The sequence below is a fragment of the Acinetobacter sp. 10FS3-1 genome (assembly GCF_013343215.1).
Taxonomy (GTDB): Bacteria; Pseudomonadota; Gammaproteobacteria; order Pseudomonadales; family Moraxellaceae; genus Acinetobacter; species Acinetobacter lwoffii_C.
On sequence record NZ_CP039143.1, the window covers coordinates 2,674,685 to 2,692,424 of the forward strand.

Genomic DNA, 17,740 nt, shown 5'->3' on the forward strand with positions numbered 1-17,740 from the left:
CGGCAGATAGCTTTATACCGGGCACAGCGCCCAATTATCTACAATAAAATCCTGATCATCTTTAAAGGATTAATCACGTATAAAAATAACGAAACGTCAGGTTAATTCTCGGCTCTAGCACTTTGGTAGTTTTGCGGATGCAGTGCTTCCAGTAACGCTGGGTCATCCCGCGCATCACGATTAATTGACCACTTTGCAATAACAGATCGACTTTGGTCTCACGGGTTTTATGCTTGAAACTCATTTTTCGGGTGGCACCCAAACTCAAAGAAGCAATCACATTTTCCTGCTGATGGGTGCTGTATAAAGCAGCTTCATCATCACTATGCCAGCCCAGCCCCTGAGAACCATCTGCATAGAGATTCGCCAGACAGGAATTAAAGGCATGGCCAGCCAACTCCTCAATGTTTTGTTTTAGCTCCAACAACTGGGGCACCCATGTATATGCCCGTCTGGAAGTACCAGAATAATCATATTGATAGTGTTGATCGCCATACCAGGCCACTTTCCGCCCGGTGATATAATGCTGGCCAAATATAGTAACCTCATCCGCCTGCCAAGCCAGATGCGCTAAAAATTCCTGCAGATACTGCTGGCTCTGGCGCTCATCCAGAATCTGGCCATAGTTCTCCACCACACCATCAAAAGGCAATACATTTGCTTGGGGCACTGCAGAAAATAAATCCTTTGTCATTTCGATGCACCTCTGTCATTGCTTAAAATATTGATACTGCAACGAAAAATTTACAATCCAATGTCACAAATCACTACAACAAGGCCCCTTGTGAGCCTGCAAAATCCTGCCTAGACTAAACCCACTTCCACAATAAAAATAATTGCTTATGAATTTGTGGCAACTATTTCTCAAATTGCGGCCTTTTGTCGGGCCTTATCGTGTGCTAGTGATTGCCACCCTGATCCTGACCCTGATTGGTTCCTTTACGGCACAGGTCAATGCAATTACCTTGCAATATGCAGTCGATAGTATCAACCGCCTTCTGGAAACCGGCCAGGGGCTGGATGAAGGCTGGCACATTCTTATCACTATTTCCATCATTTTGCTTAGCAAGGAGATCATCAATGCCTTTGTTCAGTTTGGCCAGAAATTTTATGGAGAAAAATTAAGGATTTTTGTCTCTCAGGACTTGGCGCAGGGCATTATTGAAAAATTTCTGACCTATCGTCTGGCTTTTTTTAATCAGAACCATAATCAGGCCGGAAAATTACAGACCCGGATTGATCGCGGGATCGGCTCCCTGACCCGTTTGGTACAGATTTTTTTTATTGATATTTTGCCTTTATTTACCAGTGCAATTGTGGCTTTGGGACTGATGTACTATGCCAATTTTTATGTCGGGCTGGTGGCGACTGCGATCGTACCGGTGTATTTCTGGCTGACTTATCAACAGGCACAAAAGCTCGGTGGCTGGCGCCGCAACCTGCGGGATGGCCGGGAGAAAAAGAGCCAGGGGATTCTGAGCATTATCAATTCAATTACGGTCATTAAATCTTTTAACCGCGAAGCGATTGAATCAGACAAGCAGTTAAAATTGCAACGTGAACTGACTGATAACCAAATGAAAACCCGTCAGACCAGCTTTCTGTTTGATGGCTTAAAAACTTTTATCGAACAGATTGGCATTGTGCTGATTATTATTCTGACCTCCTATTTTGTTCTGGATGGGCAGATGAGTATCGGCATGATCATGTTTCATGTGCTGCTCTTTAATAATGTCTCGGCCCCCATTCGTTCCCTGCACCGGATTTATGATGAGGTCAACGATGCCATGATTTATTCAGAAAGTTTTTTTAATATTCTGGAAGCCGATCATGAAATTGAACAGAGTGGCCAGCAAAAACCGCCTATTCAGGGTCATTTTAAACTGCGCGGTGTAAATTTTTATTATCCGAATGGGCACCATGCCCTCAAAGAAATTGAAATGGAAATCCGGCCCAATACCATTACCGCCCTGGTCGGTTTGTCGGGCGCAGGAAAATCGACCTTGATCAGCCTGCTGGACAAATTCTATGAGCCGCAGCAAGGCCAGATCCTACTCGATGGAATTGATTTAAAAGACTATGACACCCAGTATCTGCGTGATCATATTGGGCTGGTTCTGCAAAAAAACCATATTTTTCAAGGCACGATTTTTGACAATATCCGGTATGGAAAAACCGATGCTCGAATGGAAGATGTCATTCAGGCGGCCCAGAAAGCTTCCATTCATGAGCAGATCCTACAATTACCACAAGCCTATGAATCAGATGCTTTACAGCTTTCTGGCGGACAGCAGCAGCGTATTGCACTGGCACGCATGTTCCTGAAAAACCCACCCATTATTTTTCTGGATGAACCCACGGCAAGTCTGGATGCAATTGCAACCGAACAGATCAAACACAGTCTGGATCAGATTAAACAGGGCCGGACGGTGATTATCATTTCACATAGCCTGTCGCAAATTATCGATGCGGACTATACCTATGTCATGAAAGAGGGGATGATTGCTGAACATGGCGAACATGATCAGCTTTATCATCAAAATGGGGTCTATAAAGAGATTTTTGATGCGATGGCAAAAAGCCTGAATATTGAAAAAATTGCCAGAACCTTTGAAGAGGATGCAGAAGAAGAGACGCATAGCTAGAGTGTATAAACTGAGGAACTGTATTCGTTGAAAAATATTTACAAGCTCTACAGCTGATTTAGCTTAAAGCATAATTTTTTATTAATAAGATCAAAATATTGGATTCACAATTTTTAACTCGGCATATCTAGCAAGAGAATCGGGAAGATTTGGACTATATCCAAGCATTCCCAATGTCCTTTAAATAAATAGATTTTTATTAGTTTTTTTCAGAACTGTACGACCCACTCGCCCCTGATATAACGATAATCATAATCTGGTCCATAGAATGAAGCACTGCGGTTGTATCCGGCATTCATACGTAGAAATTGTGCACCATGGACAGGACTTTGCAAATTCAGCTCGAATAACCGGGTGGATTGACTTAAATCCTGATTGATTTTTTCACGTCCAAAACCAGCGGTGAAACCTGCTGACCATCCGGAAAAACGCTGACGCCAACCTAAGGCTAACATCGATTCTTGATAATCCTGAGGGTTGAAATACTCTCTTCCTGCATCCTCTTCACTACTCTGGTAAGTACGGTACCGAGCTTGAAGCGTTAACCCCAAGTCTAGAGAGGGCTGATAGATCAGTCTGATACGACCATGATCACGACGGTTATCGTCTGAAAAAAATTGTGTCCCTGCGACACCTACGACGGTGACATGCTCACCTAAACCTTGATCCAGTGCAGCACCTACAAATGTAAAATTTGTCCCCTGACTCAAAGCTGCTTGCGTTTCAACCCAATCCCGATTGGCAAAAATTTCGAATGCCGTCTTTTCTGCCAGTGGCATACGATAACTGCCATCGAAAGTGAATAAGGCATGATCACCTTGATCAAATATACCTGCTTCCAAAGCCCAACCGTTCGCTGTAGCAGAATCAATACTACGTCCGATAAAAGAGATCTTTTGGCCATCTCGACTCCAGTTATCAGCTTTATACTGATAAGCACTGGCACGTACCCCTAGATAATGATCAGCATGCTCATATTGAGGCAAAAATTCCGCTGATAATTTTCGGGTTTGAAAACCTTCGCTATCATCACTTAAAAAGAACTCTGTACCAAGCGCACGTTCAATTGGAGCGGGATTCACCTTTACTTCATTGGCTAGGCTACTTGTACTCATACTAATGAATACAGGAACAATTACATAGATACCAATTTTTTTATTTTTCATTTTGTTCCCCATGTTTTTCGTGTTCTCAGTACCTCATCCAGATACCCTAAAATACTGGCAGGCTGTAGTAAGAAACTGTATGTAATGACATACAATAAGAAGCCAATGAAGTTTTTACGAACTTTAAGTTCTAGGTCGTTAAACATTCTGCGTTCTATCGAGTAATTTAATAGACCGAGCAGAAATGCCATAGGTAATAATACCAAAGTCATGATACCTACGATCCAATAGTGTCCAAAACACGCCAAAATGAGTCCCGGTATAAAGCCAAAAGTAAAAGCGATATCTAACCAGGGAAAAAATAGATTCCAGTAAATAAAAAATGTGGATAATCTCGGTTTAATTAAAATACTTGGATGTTGAATGAAAGCTTCAATCATGCCACGTGCCCAACGCTGACGCTGTTTAACAAACACCTTCAGTGTGGTCGGGGCATTGGTAAATAGACAGGCATCCTCACAATGTCCGACACGATAGCCTGCGTTTAATAATGCCCAAGTCAGTACAATGTCTTCGCCCACACATTCGGGCCATCCCCCCACTTCAACCAAGGCATTACGATCATAAATAGAGAAGGCACCTTGGGCCACTAAGGTGCCCTGATATAAGGATTGCATACGTTTAGTTGCTGCAATACCGAGAAAATAATCCCACTCCTGGGTTTTGGTTAACACGTTTTCACGAGAGTTGCGTACCAGAATTTTACCCGCAACCGCACGTGTGTTCGGTGGGTCGGCCATATAGCGTTCAACTAGATTGATTAAGGCAATGCGATGTAGATAAGAATCCGCATCAACTGTAATTACTAAATCATGCTGAGTCAGCTTTAGTCCTTCATTTAAAGCATGCGCCTTGCCCGCATTTTGCGGTAAATCCAGTAAAGTAAGCCAAGTAAATTTTAGCTGGGCATTTCTGACAATTTCTGCAGTTTCATCCTGTGAACCATCATTAATGACAATCACCTGCAATTCACCCGGGTAGTTCTGCAGGCCGATACTGACCAAGGTATCCTTGATTGAGGCGGCTTCATTATAGGCAGCAACCAGTATGGTAATACCAGGATAAGAAACCAAAGGTTGCCTCTTGGGTCTTTGATCCATCATTAGACTGAAAGCCGCAAATGAATTCATAAATCCAGGAATAATGGCAATACCATAGATCAGGAAAACAGCCGCAAAATAACCAATATATTCGCTAAGATCATACATCCAGTTCTGGGAAATCCAAATTGAAAAGGCTGTCCAGCAACAAGCGCCAATAAATGCTATGACAAACTTTAAGCGTACAGAAAAATAGATTCGAGAGTCTTCTATTTTGCTTTTATCAATACTCATGAAAATTCTCTTTAATGTGACATTTCATATAAATCGTGCAGGTTTATCTGAAATAAAGAACGCTTGCTGAAACACCTCATCAATTGTTAGATATCCATATCTGTCAATACATACAGTTCACCACTATTTTTAGAAAGGACTTCACTTAATGTAAAAAAACCTGCATTTTTTATAATTATATATTGGTTTTGTATATTTTTTGACAACTGTGTCGCAATTTTTTAAAAAATTCATAACTATTACTTTAAATTGTAATTTATTGTAAAAATATTCTTTATTATTCTTAAAACTATTCAATGGTTTAATTCAATAAAAAATCTTTCTCAAGCCAACAAAAAAGCCCGCAACTTGCAGGCTTTTTGTTTTAATTATTCCAGCAACTACTGCTGAACTCTTTGCTCAACTTCTTCGACACTGGCATGGCGTACGTCAAAGCCTTTGACCATATAAATGACCTGCTCTGAAATATTGCGCGCATGATCACCAATTCGTTCCAGTGAGCGTAATACCCATAAAACATTAATTACCCGACTAATATGTCGCGGATCTTCGATCATATAGGTCATCAGGGTACGCGTTGCGGACTGATATTCACGATCAATATCCCCATCCGCCAGCATCACTCGCAGGGCCTGATCGACATCCAGCCGTGCAAACGCATCTAATGCATCATGAATCATAACACGCACCTGATTACCAATGTGCCGGGTTTCCATATAACCACGTGGTGAGCCGCCTTCTTCACATAAGCTTTGGGCAATACGGGCAATCTTTGCAGCCTCATCTCCAATACGCTCAAGGTCGGTATTGGCCTTGGACATGGCAATCACCATACGCAGGTCAATTGCCGCAGGATGACGGCGTGCCAGAATCAGGGTCAGCGCTTCATCAATTTCACTTTCCAGACGATTGACCACATTGTCCTGAAACTGGACATCAATAGCCATCGCGGCATCTGTATCCAGCAAAGCATGAATCGCATTGGCCACCTGTTGCTCTACCATTCCGCCCATGGTCATGAATTTGGTATTCACATCCTGCAAATCCTCATTAAATTGCGAAGAAATGTGATGACTTAAAACAGGATTATTTGGACTCAAGGATATTTACTCCTGAACAGCACACAACAGTGATCGTTAATGGATCAATATTAAAGCATATCTTTGATGAAAGTTTGATGACAAATCAAAAAGCCAGGTATTTATGCCATATCAACAGAGCCTAAGGATACTCCACCAACCAAGCATTGATTTCTGCCAGTTGTTTTTCTGTCAGTTGCCCGACCGATGCCTGTAATTGCAGGACATGCAGCACATAGTCATATTTAGCATTCAGATAATCGGTTTTGGCCGAGAAAGCATTACGCTGGGCCAGTAAAATATCGACCATGGCTTTTAAGCCTTCCTCATATTGGGCACGGGATGCGCGTGAGACCATTTCCGAGGACTCCATCGCAGCCTGACGGGCCTTGAGTTTGGCCTGATCGGTTTCTACCTGTAAATAAGACTGCTTCACCTCGGTATGGGCCTTACGCATGGCAGCCTCCAGCTGGGAGGCATTTTTCTGTACATTGACACTGGCCTGGCGGATGCTTTTCTGGGTACGGCCACCGCTAAACAGATTCCAGTTTACTTCTATGCCGATCTGGTCAAAATCGCCATTGCTCGACAGCACAGTTTCAGGGGTTTGTTTTAAATAACCATAAGTTCCCACCGCCTCGACTTGCGGATAAAGGGCTGCCTGTTCTACCCGCTTGGCATCTTCAGAATAACGTTTTTGCAGACGCGCTTGCAGAATTCCCAGGTTCTGGTGCTGAGCCAGATCAATCCAGGCATCAATGCTCTCCGGAATGGGCTTCTGGAACTGGAAATCTTCCCGCAACACAGCCAGATTCTCGCGATAAGGCCCAATCAGTTGAGCCAGCTGTTCCTGAGCCAGCACCAGCTGTACCTGGGTTGAAATCCGGTTGGCCTGGGCACTCTGATATTGGGCATTGGCTTCACTGACATCACTGCGGGCCACCAGCCCCTCTTTGAGCTTGGCCGTCATGATGCCCAACTGTTCTAACAGAGCCTGTTCTTCCTGCAAATAGGCCATGGTCAGGGATTGTTGGCGCAGGACATTAAAATAGGCTTCAGCGACCTGTAAAATATGCTGCTGTTTTTGCAGGCGTAAATTGACTTCACTCAGCTCTACCGAGGTTTTGACCTGCTTATAACCCTGCCAGGCATCCCAGCGAAATAAAGGCTGCCGTGCAGTAACTGCAATCTGGCGGCTGGTGGTACTAGCCCCCTGTAACTCGCCAAAATTAGCGGGAAGCCCCTCAATCTGCGAGTGATTAACAGACTGGTTTTTACGGCTGAGATTGCCTGAAAGCGTGACAGTCGGCAGTAAATTCCCGCTAGCAATTCCGAGATTCAGCTGATCGGCCTGATACTGCAAGACATTGGCCTGCCAGTTGGGATCATTGTGCTGGGCGCGCTGATAGGCATCAAGTAAATCCAGTGCCCACAGCTCGAAACTTGCACAGCATAAACAGGCACTCACAATGAGTTTTAATTTCATTTTATTCGTCTTTACCCCTAACCGCCCTTAAAATTATCCAATTCCAGGCCTTTCTGTTCCCCAGAATACTAAAGATTTCTTTTGAATGATTACGTATAACTTTTATTAAGTTTTTAATATAGAACGACGATTTTATTCAAGATTCCTTCAACTTTCAGAATCCTTCACATCCGCTTAACAAAGCCGTTCACAATACTAAACATAGTATTTTAATTTGATCTATACAATAGAATTCCCGCTAAAGCAGTCATTTCTGATTTTCACCGCAAAGAGTACGTAAACATAGTGTTAACGCGATTCCAGTCAATATTCAAATATGGTTTAGTTTTGAGCAGTTTGCTGTTCGTAGGAGCATGTCAGCAGCCTTCAGAACCGCAGCTTGAAATTGAACAGGCGGAGCTTAAAGCCACGCTGAGTCCAGAACATGATTTTACGCTCATGTGCCAGAATATTGAAAAAAATATGGCCCAGATTAATGATCAGCGCACCACCTTTGCGCTGGAGCAGATTAATCAGGACCTGAAAGTGTGTCTGCCACTGATGGAACTGGCCGAGCAGAAACACCTGATGCAACATTCAACCGAGATGTATCAGCGCTTTTTAAATGTTGAACGTAGCGAATTCCAGCAACGGGCCTTTGAGCAATATTCCCTGGAAATGGCTCAACATCCAACCATTCAGCAGAGTCATTTTGAACAGCTGACCTCGCGTGACCAGTACCTGTTAAAACATAAAGGGCAAGCCTATGTAGAATTGCTGGATCTTGGAGATGGTCAGCTGCATTATCGCCGCAGTCCGGAATATCTGGCGCGTATTTTTGCCCCTTATTTACCGGCGCCTGAAAAAACCTTTATTGAGAATCTGGCAGAACAGAATGCCGAACCGGTCCTGATCAACAACCGGCTCCAGATTGAGGCAGCAGATATTGCCGCACGTGGCCTGTTCTGGGAAGACTATCTCCAGACCTACCCGCAGAGCAGCTATACACAGGACGCGAAATACCTCCTTAAACAATATACCTACTTCTTGTTCCGCGGCACTGAAGCCTCTCCAGTGTCTGCAGATTATCGGGACCGTTATAGCGTGGATACCAGTCATCTGGAAACCATTATCGGTTTGTCACGTGGTCAGAAATCGACGCTGTCTACGCAGGCACGATTATTTCTGGAGTTTTTAGACATGAGTCCTGAACAGCGTCAGCAGGCGCTGCCGGAAAACTTTCGTAACCGTTCCGAGGCCGAACAGATTTTATATTATGCCCAGATCAGCCCGCCCTCGCAGAATTATGAAAAAAACTGCTTTCGAGATGCTATTTGTCTTTAGGGTCGGTTGCACAAAAATAGCTTCTGTTGTTCAAAGTTGCAGCCATTGATTTAAAGCTACTTTTTAGACGCCAACTGCGCTAAGATTAAGCTTCGCTTGACGGAGCGCGAGTAGTCCCTCGCTGAGATCATGTAATGCCAATCCTTGACTGGCAGTGAACATGAGTACCGTTGAACCTGATCAGGTTAAAACCTGCGTAGGAATCAAGCCATCTAAAAACCCCAGCCTTTTTTATCCTGCACAGGATAATACCGCCCACGTTTTTGGTCGTGCTTGATTCGTTGATGTCATTCATAAGGATCATGACAATGAACCAGTTAACGAATCTTTCTTCTGAAACTCCCCTAAGCCAGCATGAACAGGAAGCTCGCGACCTGACCCGTATTCTGCCAGCATCACGTAAAGTCTATTTACAAGGTTCACGTCCCGATATTCAAGTTCCCATGCGGGAAATCTCTTTAAGTGAAACCCCAACCCGTACTGGCAATGAAAGTAATCCCCCTTTGATGGTGTATGACACCTCGGGTGTTTACACAGATCCCAATGTGGCGATTGATCTGAATAAAGGCTTGCCAAATGTACGTGAACCATGGATCAAGCAGCGTAATGATACAGAAGTGCTGGATCAGCTCAGTTCTGAATTTGGCCGCCAGCGTTTGCGTGACATCCGCACAGCCGAAATCCGTTTTGCCCATATTCAAAAACCGCGCCGTGCCAAAGCTGGCCAGAACGTGACCCAGATGCATTATGCCAAACAGGGCATCATTACGCCGGAAATGGAATATATCGCGATTCGGGAAAATCTGCGTCAGCTTGAAGGCGTGGATATGCGCCAGCATCCGGGACAAAACTTTGGAGCAAAAAATCTCACCGAAATTACTCCGGAGTTTGTCCGTCAAGAAGTGGCGGAAGGCCGTGCAATCATTCCAGCCAATATTAATCACCCGGAACTCGAGCCGATGATTATCGGACGCAATTTTTTGGTGAAAATCAATGCCAATATCGGTAACTCTGCACTCGGTTCGAGTATTGAAGAAGAAGTCTCGAAAATGACCTGGGCAACACGCTGGGGGGCAGATACGATTATGGACCTGTCCACCGGACAGAATATCCATGAAACCCGCGAGTGGATTATCCGTAACTCTCCGGTGCCGATCGGCACCGTACCAATCTATCAGGCACTGGAAAAAGTCAACGGCGTGGCTGAAGACCTGACTTGGGAGATCTTTAAAGATACCCTGATTGAACAAGCCGAACAGGGTGTGGACTATTTCACCATTCATGCTGGCGTGCTTTTGAGATATGTACCGCTGACGGCGAATCGCTTAACCGGTATCGTATCTCGTGGCGGTTCAATCATGGCGCGGTGGTGTCTGGCCCATCATCAGGAAAACTTCCTATATACCCATTTCGATGAGATCTGTGAAATCATGAAGGCCTATGATGTCTCCTTTAGTCTGGGAGATGGCCTGCGCCCTGGTTGTATTCAAGATGCCAATGACGAAGCTCAATTTGCCGAGCTGAGAACCTTGGGAGAGCTGACTCACCGTGCCTGGAAACATGATGTACAGGTCATGATTGAAGGCCCGGGTCATGTTCCTATGCATATGATCAAGGAGAATATGGACCTGCAGCTCGAAGTCTGTAAAGAAGCGCCTTTTTATACCTTAGGGCCTTTAACCACCGATATTGCGCCAGGCTATGACCATATTACCTCAGCAATTGGCGCGGCCATGATTGGCTGGTACGGTACGGCCATGCTGTGCTATGTGACCCCCAAAGAGCATTTGGGCCTGCCGAACAAGAAAGATGTCAAAGATGGCATTATTACCTACAAGATTGCAGCGCATGCAGCCGATCTGGCCAAAGGTCATCCAGGTGCTCAAGCCCGCGATAATGCCTTGTCCAAGGCACGTTTTGAATTCCGTTGGGAAGATCAGTTTAACCTGAGTCTGGATCCGGATACCGCGCGCAGTATGCATGATGAAACCATGCCCAAACAGGCGCATAAATCAGCGCATTTCTGCTCAATGTGTGGTCCAAAGTTCTGTTCAATGAAAATCACCCAGAATGTTCGTGACTATGCCAGTCAGCAAGCAGCTGGCCAAGCAGAGATTGAGTCTGGAATGACCCAGATGAAAAATGAGTTCCACAGCACTGGTCAAAAACTATACCACAAGCTATAAACTTCAAAAAAAACAGTTGTCTTCATAAAAATCTCAGATAGGATGAAAACGTAAGTATTTCATCTTTTCTGAGCTTATGAATATTATTAAACAGGCTTCTTACAATAAAAACGATTTTAGTATAGAAGCGCGGGAATTTTTATATCGGGGATTTATTCAGGTTGAAAAAGTCAGCCTGCGCCATCGCCTTTTTCATCAAGCAGCCCAGACACCAGTTTTGCAGCGTGAGCTGATTCATCGCCCAGAAGCCGCGGGTGTCCTGATTTATAACGACCAGCAACAAAAATTTGCCCTGATCGAACAGTTTCGTATTGGTGGGCTGGATGATGCCGATTCGCCTTGGCAACTGGAAATCATTGCCGGCGTACTCGATGGTGATGAAGCGCCAGAACAGTGTATTCGCCGTGAAGCACTGGAAGAATCAGGCTGTAGTATTGAGCATTTACAACATATTTTTAGCTTCTATCCTTCTGCCGGGGCCTGTTCTGAGCTGTTTCATTTGTATGTAGCTGAAAGTATGCTGCCTGAAAAGGGCGGTATTTTCGGTATGCCGGATGAAGGAGAAAATATCCAGCTGCACATTCTGGACTATACAGATCTTGCCGAATTGCTCAGCAATGGCCGCTTAAAAAATGCCCCAGTCATTATGGCCTTACAATGGCTGCAAATGCATATCCATACTGCCCAGATATATTTAAGGGGGCAGACATGAAAAATCTAGCCCAATTTGAGAGTGAAAGCGTACAAGACTGGACCCTGATCCAGATTACCGACACCCATTTAATGGACCAGCCAGACCTGAGCTTTGCCCAGATTAATCCGGAGTACAGCTTCCAGCAGGTCATGCAACATATCCAAACCCATTTTCCACAAATGGATGCCTTGATTCATACTGGTGACTTGGCTCAGGTGCCGGTCGCAGACACCTATGCCCGCTATCTTCAGTCGATTCAGGCCCTGAATGTGCCATATTACCAGATTCCAGGCAATCATGATGATGCCCGCTATTTTCCGTTTTACCGTAATACAGATGAGGCCCATGCCATCCGTCTGGGAACATGGTCCCTGATCCTATTAAACAGTGCCGTGGCAGATCAGGTGGATGGCTGGATTGAGCAGGCCCAGCTGGATCAGCTGGATCAACTTCTAACCGAGCATCGGAGGCAACATATTGTAATTGCCTGTCATCATCATCCTTTTGCCATGCAATCGCGCTGGATAGACCAGCACCGTCTGAAAAATGCAGATAGTCTGAAACAGGTGATTGCCCGCCATCAAAATGTCAAACTGGTACTGTTTGGCCATGTGCATCAGGACTCCTGTCATGCGTGGCAAGGCGTAGCTTTTTTATCGGCGCCCTCCACCAGTGTGCAGTTCAAACCCAGAAGTGAAAATTTTGCACTAGATCAGGCCGCACCGGGCTATCGGGTAGTACATTTGTACCAGAATGGCGGGTTTGAGACCCATGTGCAGCGGATTGCCTTCAGTGAGCAAAATATTAATACTGAAATTTCAGGTTATTAACTTTCCAATTTAATTTTTTTGCTTTACCTTAATGCAACCGAAGGAAGTGTGATAGTTATAATCCATACATCAAAGACTATTAAAGCGTATAAAAAGTCTATATGATGACGACCCCCATAGAAGGATAATCCTTCTTCAGGGTGGATAAAAAATTGCATATCACCATATTTTTTGCGTACGTATATACGCATATGATGAGGAATGCCCTAAATGGCGAATGACAACCAAAATCAAGTCTTAGACCAACAAACCGATCTTGTAGAAGGGAAAGCTACCAAGCGAGTACGTAAATCTAAGCCGAAAACGACTGAGGGTGGTTCTACTGCTAGCTTATTTGGTATTGAACCTTATCAACCTAAAAAAAATGAAGAATATATGTCTGAAGGCCAGCTTGGACACTTCCGTCAAATTTTGATGGCATGGAAAGCTGAGCTGATGTCAGAAGTTGACCGTACTTTAAATACCATGCAGGATGAAAATACGGCCCTTCCTGATGTGAATGACCGCGCAACGCAAGAAGAAGAGTTTGCAATCGAGCTGCGTACCCGTGACCGCGAACGTAAGCTGATCCGCAAAATCGAACAGTCGATTGAAGCGATCCAGAACGATGACTACGGTTTCTGCGAAACTTGCGGTATCGAAATCGGTTTACGCCGTCTGGAAGCCCGTCCAACTGCAACTTTATGTATTGACTGCAAAACTCTGGCAGAAATCAAAGAGAAGCAAAACAACGGTTAATGATGCTCTCCAATAATCCTCCCCTAACCCCTCCCTTAAGCAAGGAGGGGGATAACAGGATGGCTTATGTGGGCCGGTTCGCGCCATCGCCAACCGGCCCTTTGCATTTTGGTTCCCTTATTACAGCGGTGGCCAGCTATTGTGATGCCAAAGCCCATCAGGGCCGCTGGCTGGTGCGGATTGAAGATACCGACATTCCGCGTATTTATCCGGGCAGTGAAGCGCATATCCTGCGCGCGCTGGACGCTTTTGAATTTGAGCCAGATAGCGACATCATTTTTCAGAAAGATCGTCTCAAGCTTTATGAAAAAGTCATTCAGCAGCTCCGTCAGCAAGGACAGGTTTATGCCTGCCAATGCACCCGTAAAATGCTCGGCTCCAACCATATCTATCAGGATACCTGTCGTCATTTAAACCTGGCCTTTGAGCATCAGGCAATCCGCCTCAAGGTTGAAGATGTCACCATCTGCTTTGACGACCGTCTACAAGGCCGGCACTGTTCAGAACTAAAAAAGGACCTCGGGGACTTTGTCCTGAAACGCCGTGACGGGATTATCAACTATCAACTGGCTGTGGTGGTGGACGATTATCTGCAAGGCATGACCCATGTGGTGCGTGGTGCTGATCTGTTAGACAACACCGAACGCCAGATTTATCTGGGGCAGTTACTGGGCTATCCGCGCTTGAGCTATCTGCATCTGCCTTTAGCCATGAATGATCAGGGGCAGAAACTGTCCAAGCAAAATCTGGCACAAGCACTGAATCTCCAGCAGGCTCCCCTGCTCTTGAAACAGGCACTTCAAGCCTTGGGTCAGCTGCCGGTTGACATGGACCGCCCTGCACGTATGCTGGAGCAGGCCGTGGCCCAGTGGGATATTGCACAAATTCCTCATACAACACAGCTACAAGGTCACTATGTATAAAAATCAGGTTTGACTTAAGCTAACAACAAGAACAAAGCTCAAAGAGGAAGATCAGGATGTTTTTTATTTTTGGGATAGGACCGAAAACCAAGGTAATTGAGAAAAACCAGTTTCTCTGCCCGGTCTGCCGCACGCGCTCAGCCTATGAACTAAAGCAGCAGCGCAATTATTTTTCTCTGTTTTTTATTCCCCTAATTCCGCTGTCCAAAGCGAAAAGTGCTTTTGTACGCTGTTTGAATTGCGGTACGGTCATGCCGAGCACAGTACTTGACCATGCCCAGCCTGATCCACAGCGTCAGTCCAGTCTAGAAGCTTGATTCTTCGCGGCTTGGATTGACTTGCTGGGTAGTAGCGTCAATTTTCAAAATCAAGCTAATCATCACTGCACAGATAATCAAAGATGAACCACCATAACTGATAAATGGCAGGGTCAAGCCTTTGGTCGGTAACAGCCCCATATTCATCCCGGCATTGACCAGAATTTGCAGCAGGAAAATAATACTGATGCCATAGGCGAGATAACCGGCACGCAAATACTGATGCTGCAAGGCACGATGCCCGATCCGGATGCAACAGACCAGCATGGTAAAGGATAAAAGCAGAATGGTGGCAATGCCCAGAAAACCAAATTCCTCACCCAGAATTGCCAGCATAAAGTCGGTATGTGCTTCAGGCAGATACGACATTTTCTGGATACTATGACCCAGGCCGACGCCTGACCATTCGCCGCGACCAAATGCCATCAGGGCATTCGACAGCTGATAACCTGTGCCGAGCGGATCTTCCCAAGGGTTGGAGAAAGACAGCAAACGCTGTAAACGATACGGCTCCCATGCAATTGCAACGGCAAATACCCCCAACAAGGTCATCAATGCCACCCCAAACTGAATCCAGGGCGCACCCGCCAGAAAGAAGACACCCAGCATAGTCAGGGTAATCACCACCGTTGCCCCAAGATCGGGTTCCAGAATAATTAGACCAACCGTGGCCCCCATGATGGCACTCAAGCGAATCAGCCCTTTAATATTATTCCGAACTTCTTCTGCACGACGTACCACATAGTCGGCTGTAAAAATGGCCATCATGACCTTGGCAACTTCAGAGGCCTGCAAGGTAAAGCCGGCCAGCCTGATCCAGCGTTTGGAACCATTGACTTCAGTCCCGATAAAAAGTACCGCGACCAGCAGCACAATGGTGACTATCCACAAGAAGAAGGTATTGTTAAACCACATCTTTAGCGGGACTTTATAAGCCAGATAGGCAGCCACAAGCGCAGCAACAATCGAAATCCCGTGCCGGATCACATAATGAAAGGCATTTTCATGAATACGCTCGGCATACGGCATCGAGGCGGAAGCCACCATGATCGAGCCAATACATAGCAAGGCCAGCACCGAGAAAATCAGCACATTCCGTGCATTGACATCTACCGGCAGTTTTGGCACCCACTGATCATATAAGCGGTTTAATTTATTGATCGTAGTCTGAGCAAACTCAGCCATAGCACCAATCCTTATTATTCTTAATTGAGTTCATTCACATAGGTTACAAATTTGCGACCACGCTCCGGATAGCCCGAGAACATGTCAAAGCTTGCACATGCAGGAGACAATAACACGACATCATGAGCCTGAGTGTGCTTTTGACAGATTTCAACCGCCTGCTGCAAATTATCAGCATGTCGCAGCTCAGTGGTGCCGGCAATCGCATCTTCAATCAGAGGACGATCTTCTCCAATCAGCACCGCAACCTTGGCATATTGGGATAAAGAATCTCGCAGGGCTTTAAAGTCCTGTCCTTTGCCTTGCCCCCCTAAAATGATGGCTACTTTACCGCCCTGAACTTCAATCGCCGCCCCCAGTCCGTCTAGGGCAGCCTGCGTGGCGCCAATATTGGTGCCTTTAGAGTCATTATAATAACGTACCCCATGCACCTCTTTGACGAACTCACAGCGATGCTCTAAGCCTTTAAAGGTTTTAAGCGTTTCAAGCATGCTCTCCAGCGGCAGACCGATCGCTTCCCCCAAAACCAGACACGCCAAGGCATTGGCAATGTTATGTGTTCCCTGCAGATACATCTGGGAGCTTTTCAGCAAACGTTCACGGCCACGCGCCAGCCAGATGGTGCCATCTGTCTCTTTGAGAATACCGTACTGATTCATATCGGGTGCATTCAGGCCAAAACTTTGCATGGGGGTGGTATCCGGAACCAGCGGACGCGTCAAAGCATCATCGCGGTTAAACACCACTTTTTTTGCCCCTTGAAAAATACGGTGCTTGGCAGCGTGATAGCCCATCATGTCACCATGACGGTCCAGATGATCTTCACTCATATTTAAAACCACCGCCACTTCAGCATTTAAATTGGAGGTAGTTTCAAGCTGGAAGCTGGACAATTCAAGGATATACAGCTCAGGATCATCTTTGATCAGGTCCAATGCCGGACGGCCAAGATTGCCTCCTACGGCCACCTTTTTACCGGCATCGACCGCCATGAGGCCAATCAGCGTGGTAACGGTACTTTTTGCATTGGAGCCGGTAATTGCTACTATAGGCTTGTTAGTTGCACGGCGTAAAATCTGGATTTCACTCACCACCGGAATACCCTGTGCAATTGCAGCCTGGATTTCCGCAAGTTTTGGATCAAGTCCCGGACTGATAATGATTTCTTCAGCCGACAGTAAAAGTTCCTGGTCAAAATGACCAAAGCTGGTCTGTACCTCAGCCGGAATCTGGTCATGCCCAGGCGGAGTCGTTCTCGAATCTGTTACTGCAACGCGGTAGCCTTGGCCATGTAAGAAGTTGACGGCTGCAACACCTGAAATTCCGAGTCCTGCAACGACTTTAAGTCCACCACGTTGTATTAACATTTTTGCCCCATTTTCTGGTCTATTTTAAAACTGACGAAATGGTAGCACTTTGCTGTTTTGAATGCTTTTTCTGTTTTGACTTTCTACGGTATTTTTTGTGTCAGTGCGTAAAAAAACCGTCATGCGCATGACGGTTTTTTGAAATCTACAACAATAGCGGCTTTATTTCCATTTGACCGCCTGGGCATCAGGCTTGTTGTGCTTAGCTTGTTCAGATACCGGGCAGGCACAGTTGCCACAACCACTGGCCATTGCAGGTTGCAGCCACTTGGCCAGACGTTCCCAGCCTTTGGTTGCACAGGCATCCGACAGTTTCTGAAAAAACGAGCGCGACGTATTCGGAAATACTTTCTTAAACACCACCAGCGTGCTCCAGAGCACCAGTACCGCTACAATTAAAATCTCAATCATTTCAGTCTCCCCTTCCCATCATAAGCTCAAACATTTCGAGCATGTGCCCGATCCGG

The 17,740-nt window shown here is 45.6% G+C and carries 16 protein-coding genes and 1 riboswitch; of the genes, 8 read left to right on the forward strand and 8 right to left on the reverse strand.

The features are described from left to right. Nucleotides 1-73: 73 nt before the first annotated feature. On the reverse strand, nt 74-694 hold the full coding sequence (locus tag E5Y90_RS12690; RefSeq protein WP_174660368.1) for an alpha-ketoglutarate-dependent dioxygenase AlkB family protein: 621 nt from the start codon (nt 692-694) through the stop codon (nt 74-76). Between the two features lie 148 nt (nt 695-842). Between E5Y90_RS12690 and E5Y90_RS12695 the strand changes: the two genes are divergently transcribed. Continuing rightward, a complete protein-coding gene (locus E5Y90_RS12695) occupies nt 843-2,645 on the forward strand; it encodes an ABC transporter ATP-binding protein (RefSeq protein ID WP_174660369.1) in 1,803 nt (600 codons plus the stop codon). A 209-nt stretch (nt 2,646-2,854) separates the two neighbouring features. Here E5Y90_RS12695 and E5Y90_RS12700 read toward each other — a convergent pair whose 3' ends face one another. From E5Y90_RS12700 to E5Y90_RS12715, 4 genes are all read right to left on the reverse strand, one after another. Continuing rightward, nucleotides 2,855-3,811: a hypothetical protein gene (locus E5Y90_RS12700; RefSeq protein WP_174660370.1), complete on the reverse strand. Its 957-nt coding sequence runs from the start codon at nt 3,809-3,811 to the stop codon at nt 2,855-2,857. Next, nucleotides 3,808-5,145 carry a glycosyltransferase gene (locus tag E5Y90_RS12705; protein ID WP_228723961.1) on the reverse strand — a complete coding sequence of 446 codons (1,338 nt, stop codon included), beginning with the start codon at nt 5,143-5,145 and terminating at the stop codon, nt 3,808-3,810. Before E5Y90_RS12705 ends, E5Y90_RS12700 begins: the two co-directional genes overlap by 4 nt. 380 nt (nt 5,146-5,525) lie before the next feature. Continuing rightward, the gene (phoU, locus tag E5Y90_RS12710) at nt 5,526-6,245 is read right to left on the reverse strand and encodes a phosphate signaling complex protein PhoU (protein ID WP_174660371.1); all 720 of its coding nucleotides are present in this window, start codon (nt 6,243-6,245) and stop codon (nt 5,526-5,528) included. Between the two features lie 121 nt (nt 6,246-6,366). After that, nucleotides 6,367-7,710 carry a TolC family outer membrane protein gene (locus E5Y90_RS12715; RefSeq protein ID WP_174660372.1) on the reverse strand — a complete coding sequence of 448 codons (1,344 nt, stop codon included), beginning with the start codon at nt 7,708-7,710 and terminating at the stop codon, nt 6,367-6,369. Nucleotides 7,711-7,995: 285 nt separating this feature from the next. Here E5Y90_RS12715 and E5Y90_RS12720 point away from each other — a divergent pair, with 285 nt between their 5' ends. The 7 genes from E5Y90_RS12720 (at nt 7,996) to E5Y90_RS12750 (ending at nt 14,721) form a co-directional block, all read left to right on the forward strand. Continuing rightward, complete coding sequence (locus tag E5Y90_RS12720) at nt 7,996-9,033, forward strand: hypothetical protein (RefSeq protein WP_174660373.1); 1,038 nt, start codon at nt 7,996-7,998, stop codon at nt 9,031-9,033. A gap of 90 nt (nt 9,034-9,123) precedes the next feature. Next, nucleotides 9,124-9,253: riboswitch (TPP riboswitch) on the forward strand. An 88-nt stretch (nt 9,254-9,341) separates the two neighbouring features. Next, a complete protein-coding gene (thiC, locus tag E5Y90_RS12725) occupies nt 9,342-11,219 on the forward strand; it encodes a phosphomethylpyrimidine synthase ThiC (protein WP_174660374.1) in 1,878 nt (625 codons plus the stop codon). A 76-nt stretch (nt 11,220-11,295) separates the two neighbouring features. Continuing rightward, on the forward strand, nt 11,296-11,931 hold the full coding sequence (locus E5Y90_RS12730; protein ID WP_174660375.1) for an NUDIX domain-containing protein: 636 nt from the start codon (nt 11,296-11,298) through the stop codon (nt 11,929-11,931). Next, on the forward strand, nt 11,928-12,743 hold the full coding sequence (gene cpdA / locus E5Y90_RS12735; RefSeq protein ID WP_174660376.1) for a 3',5'-cyclic-AMP phosphodiesterase: 816 nt from the start codon (nt 11,928-11,930) through the stop codon (nt 12,741-12,743). The genes E5Y90_RS12730 and cpdA overlap by 4 nt, the downstream gene beginning before the upstream one ends. 210 nt (nt 12,744-12,953) lie before the next feature. Continuing rightward, on the forward strand, nt 12,954-13,481 hold the full coding sequence (dksA, locus tag E5Y90_RS12740; protein WP_151204039.1) for an RNA polymerase-binding protein DksA: 528 nt from the start codon (nt 12,954-12,956) through the stop codon (nt 13,479-13,481). Nucleotides 13,482-13,483: 2 nt separating this feature from the next. After that, nucleotides 13,484-14,404 (forward strand): tRNA glutamyl-Q(34) synthetase GluQRS, encoded by a 921-nt coding sequence (gluQRS, locus tag E5Y90_RS12745; protein WP_174660608.1) that lies wholly within the window; start codon nt 13,484-13,486, stop codon nt 14,402-14,404. 56 nt (nt 14,405-14,460) lie between these two features. Further along, nucleotides 14,461-14,721, forward strand: a complete 261-nt coding sequence (locus E5Y90_RS12750) for a zinc ribbon domain-containing protein (RefSeq protein ID WP_151206638.1) — start codon at nt 14,461-14,463, stop codon at nt 14,719-14,721. Here E5Y90_RS12750 and ftsW read toward each other — a convergent pair. From ftsW to E5Y90_RS12765, 3 genes are all read right to left on the reverse strand, one after another. After that, the gene (gene ftsW, locus E5Y90_RS12755) at nt 14,710-15,906 is read right to left on the reverse strand and encodes a putative lipid II flippase FtsW (protein WP_151204042.1); all 1,197 of its coding nucleotides are present in this window, start codon (nt 15,904-15,906) and stop codon (nt 14,710-14,712) included. The two genes, E5Y90_RS12750 and ftsW, sit on opposite strands and share 12 nt — an antisense overlap. A gap of 20 nt (nt 15,907-15,926) precedes the next feature. Beyond that, nucleotides 15,927-17,273: a UDP-N-acetylmuramoyl-L-alanine--D-glutamate ligase gene (gene murD / locus E5Y90_RS12760; RefSeq protein ID WP_174660377.1), complete on the reverse strand. Its 1,347-nt coding sequence runs from the start codon at nt 17,271-17,273 to the stop codon at nt 15,927-15,929. A 162-nt stretch (nt 17,274-17,435) separates the two neighbouring features. Next, nucleotides 17,436-17,684 (reverse strand): DUF6587 family protein, encoded by a 249-nt coding sequence (locus tag E5Y90_RS12765; protein WP_174660378.1) that lies wholly within the window; start codon nt 17,682-17,684, stop codon nt 17,436-17,438. Between the last annotated feature and the right edge of the window lie 56 nt (nt 17,685-17,740).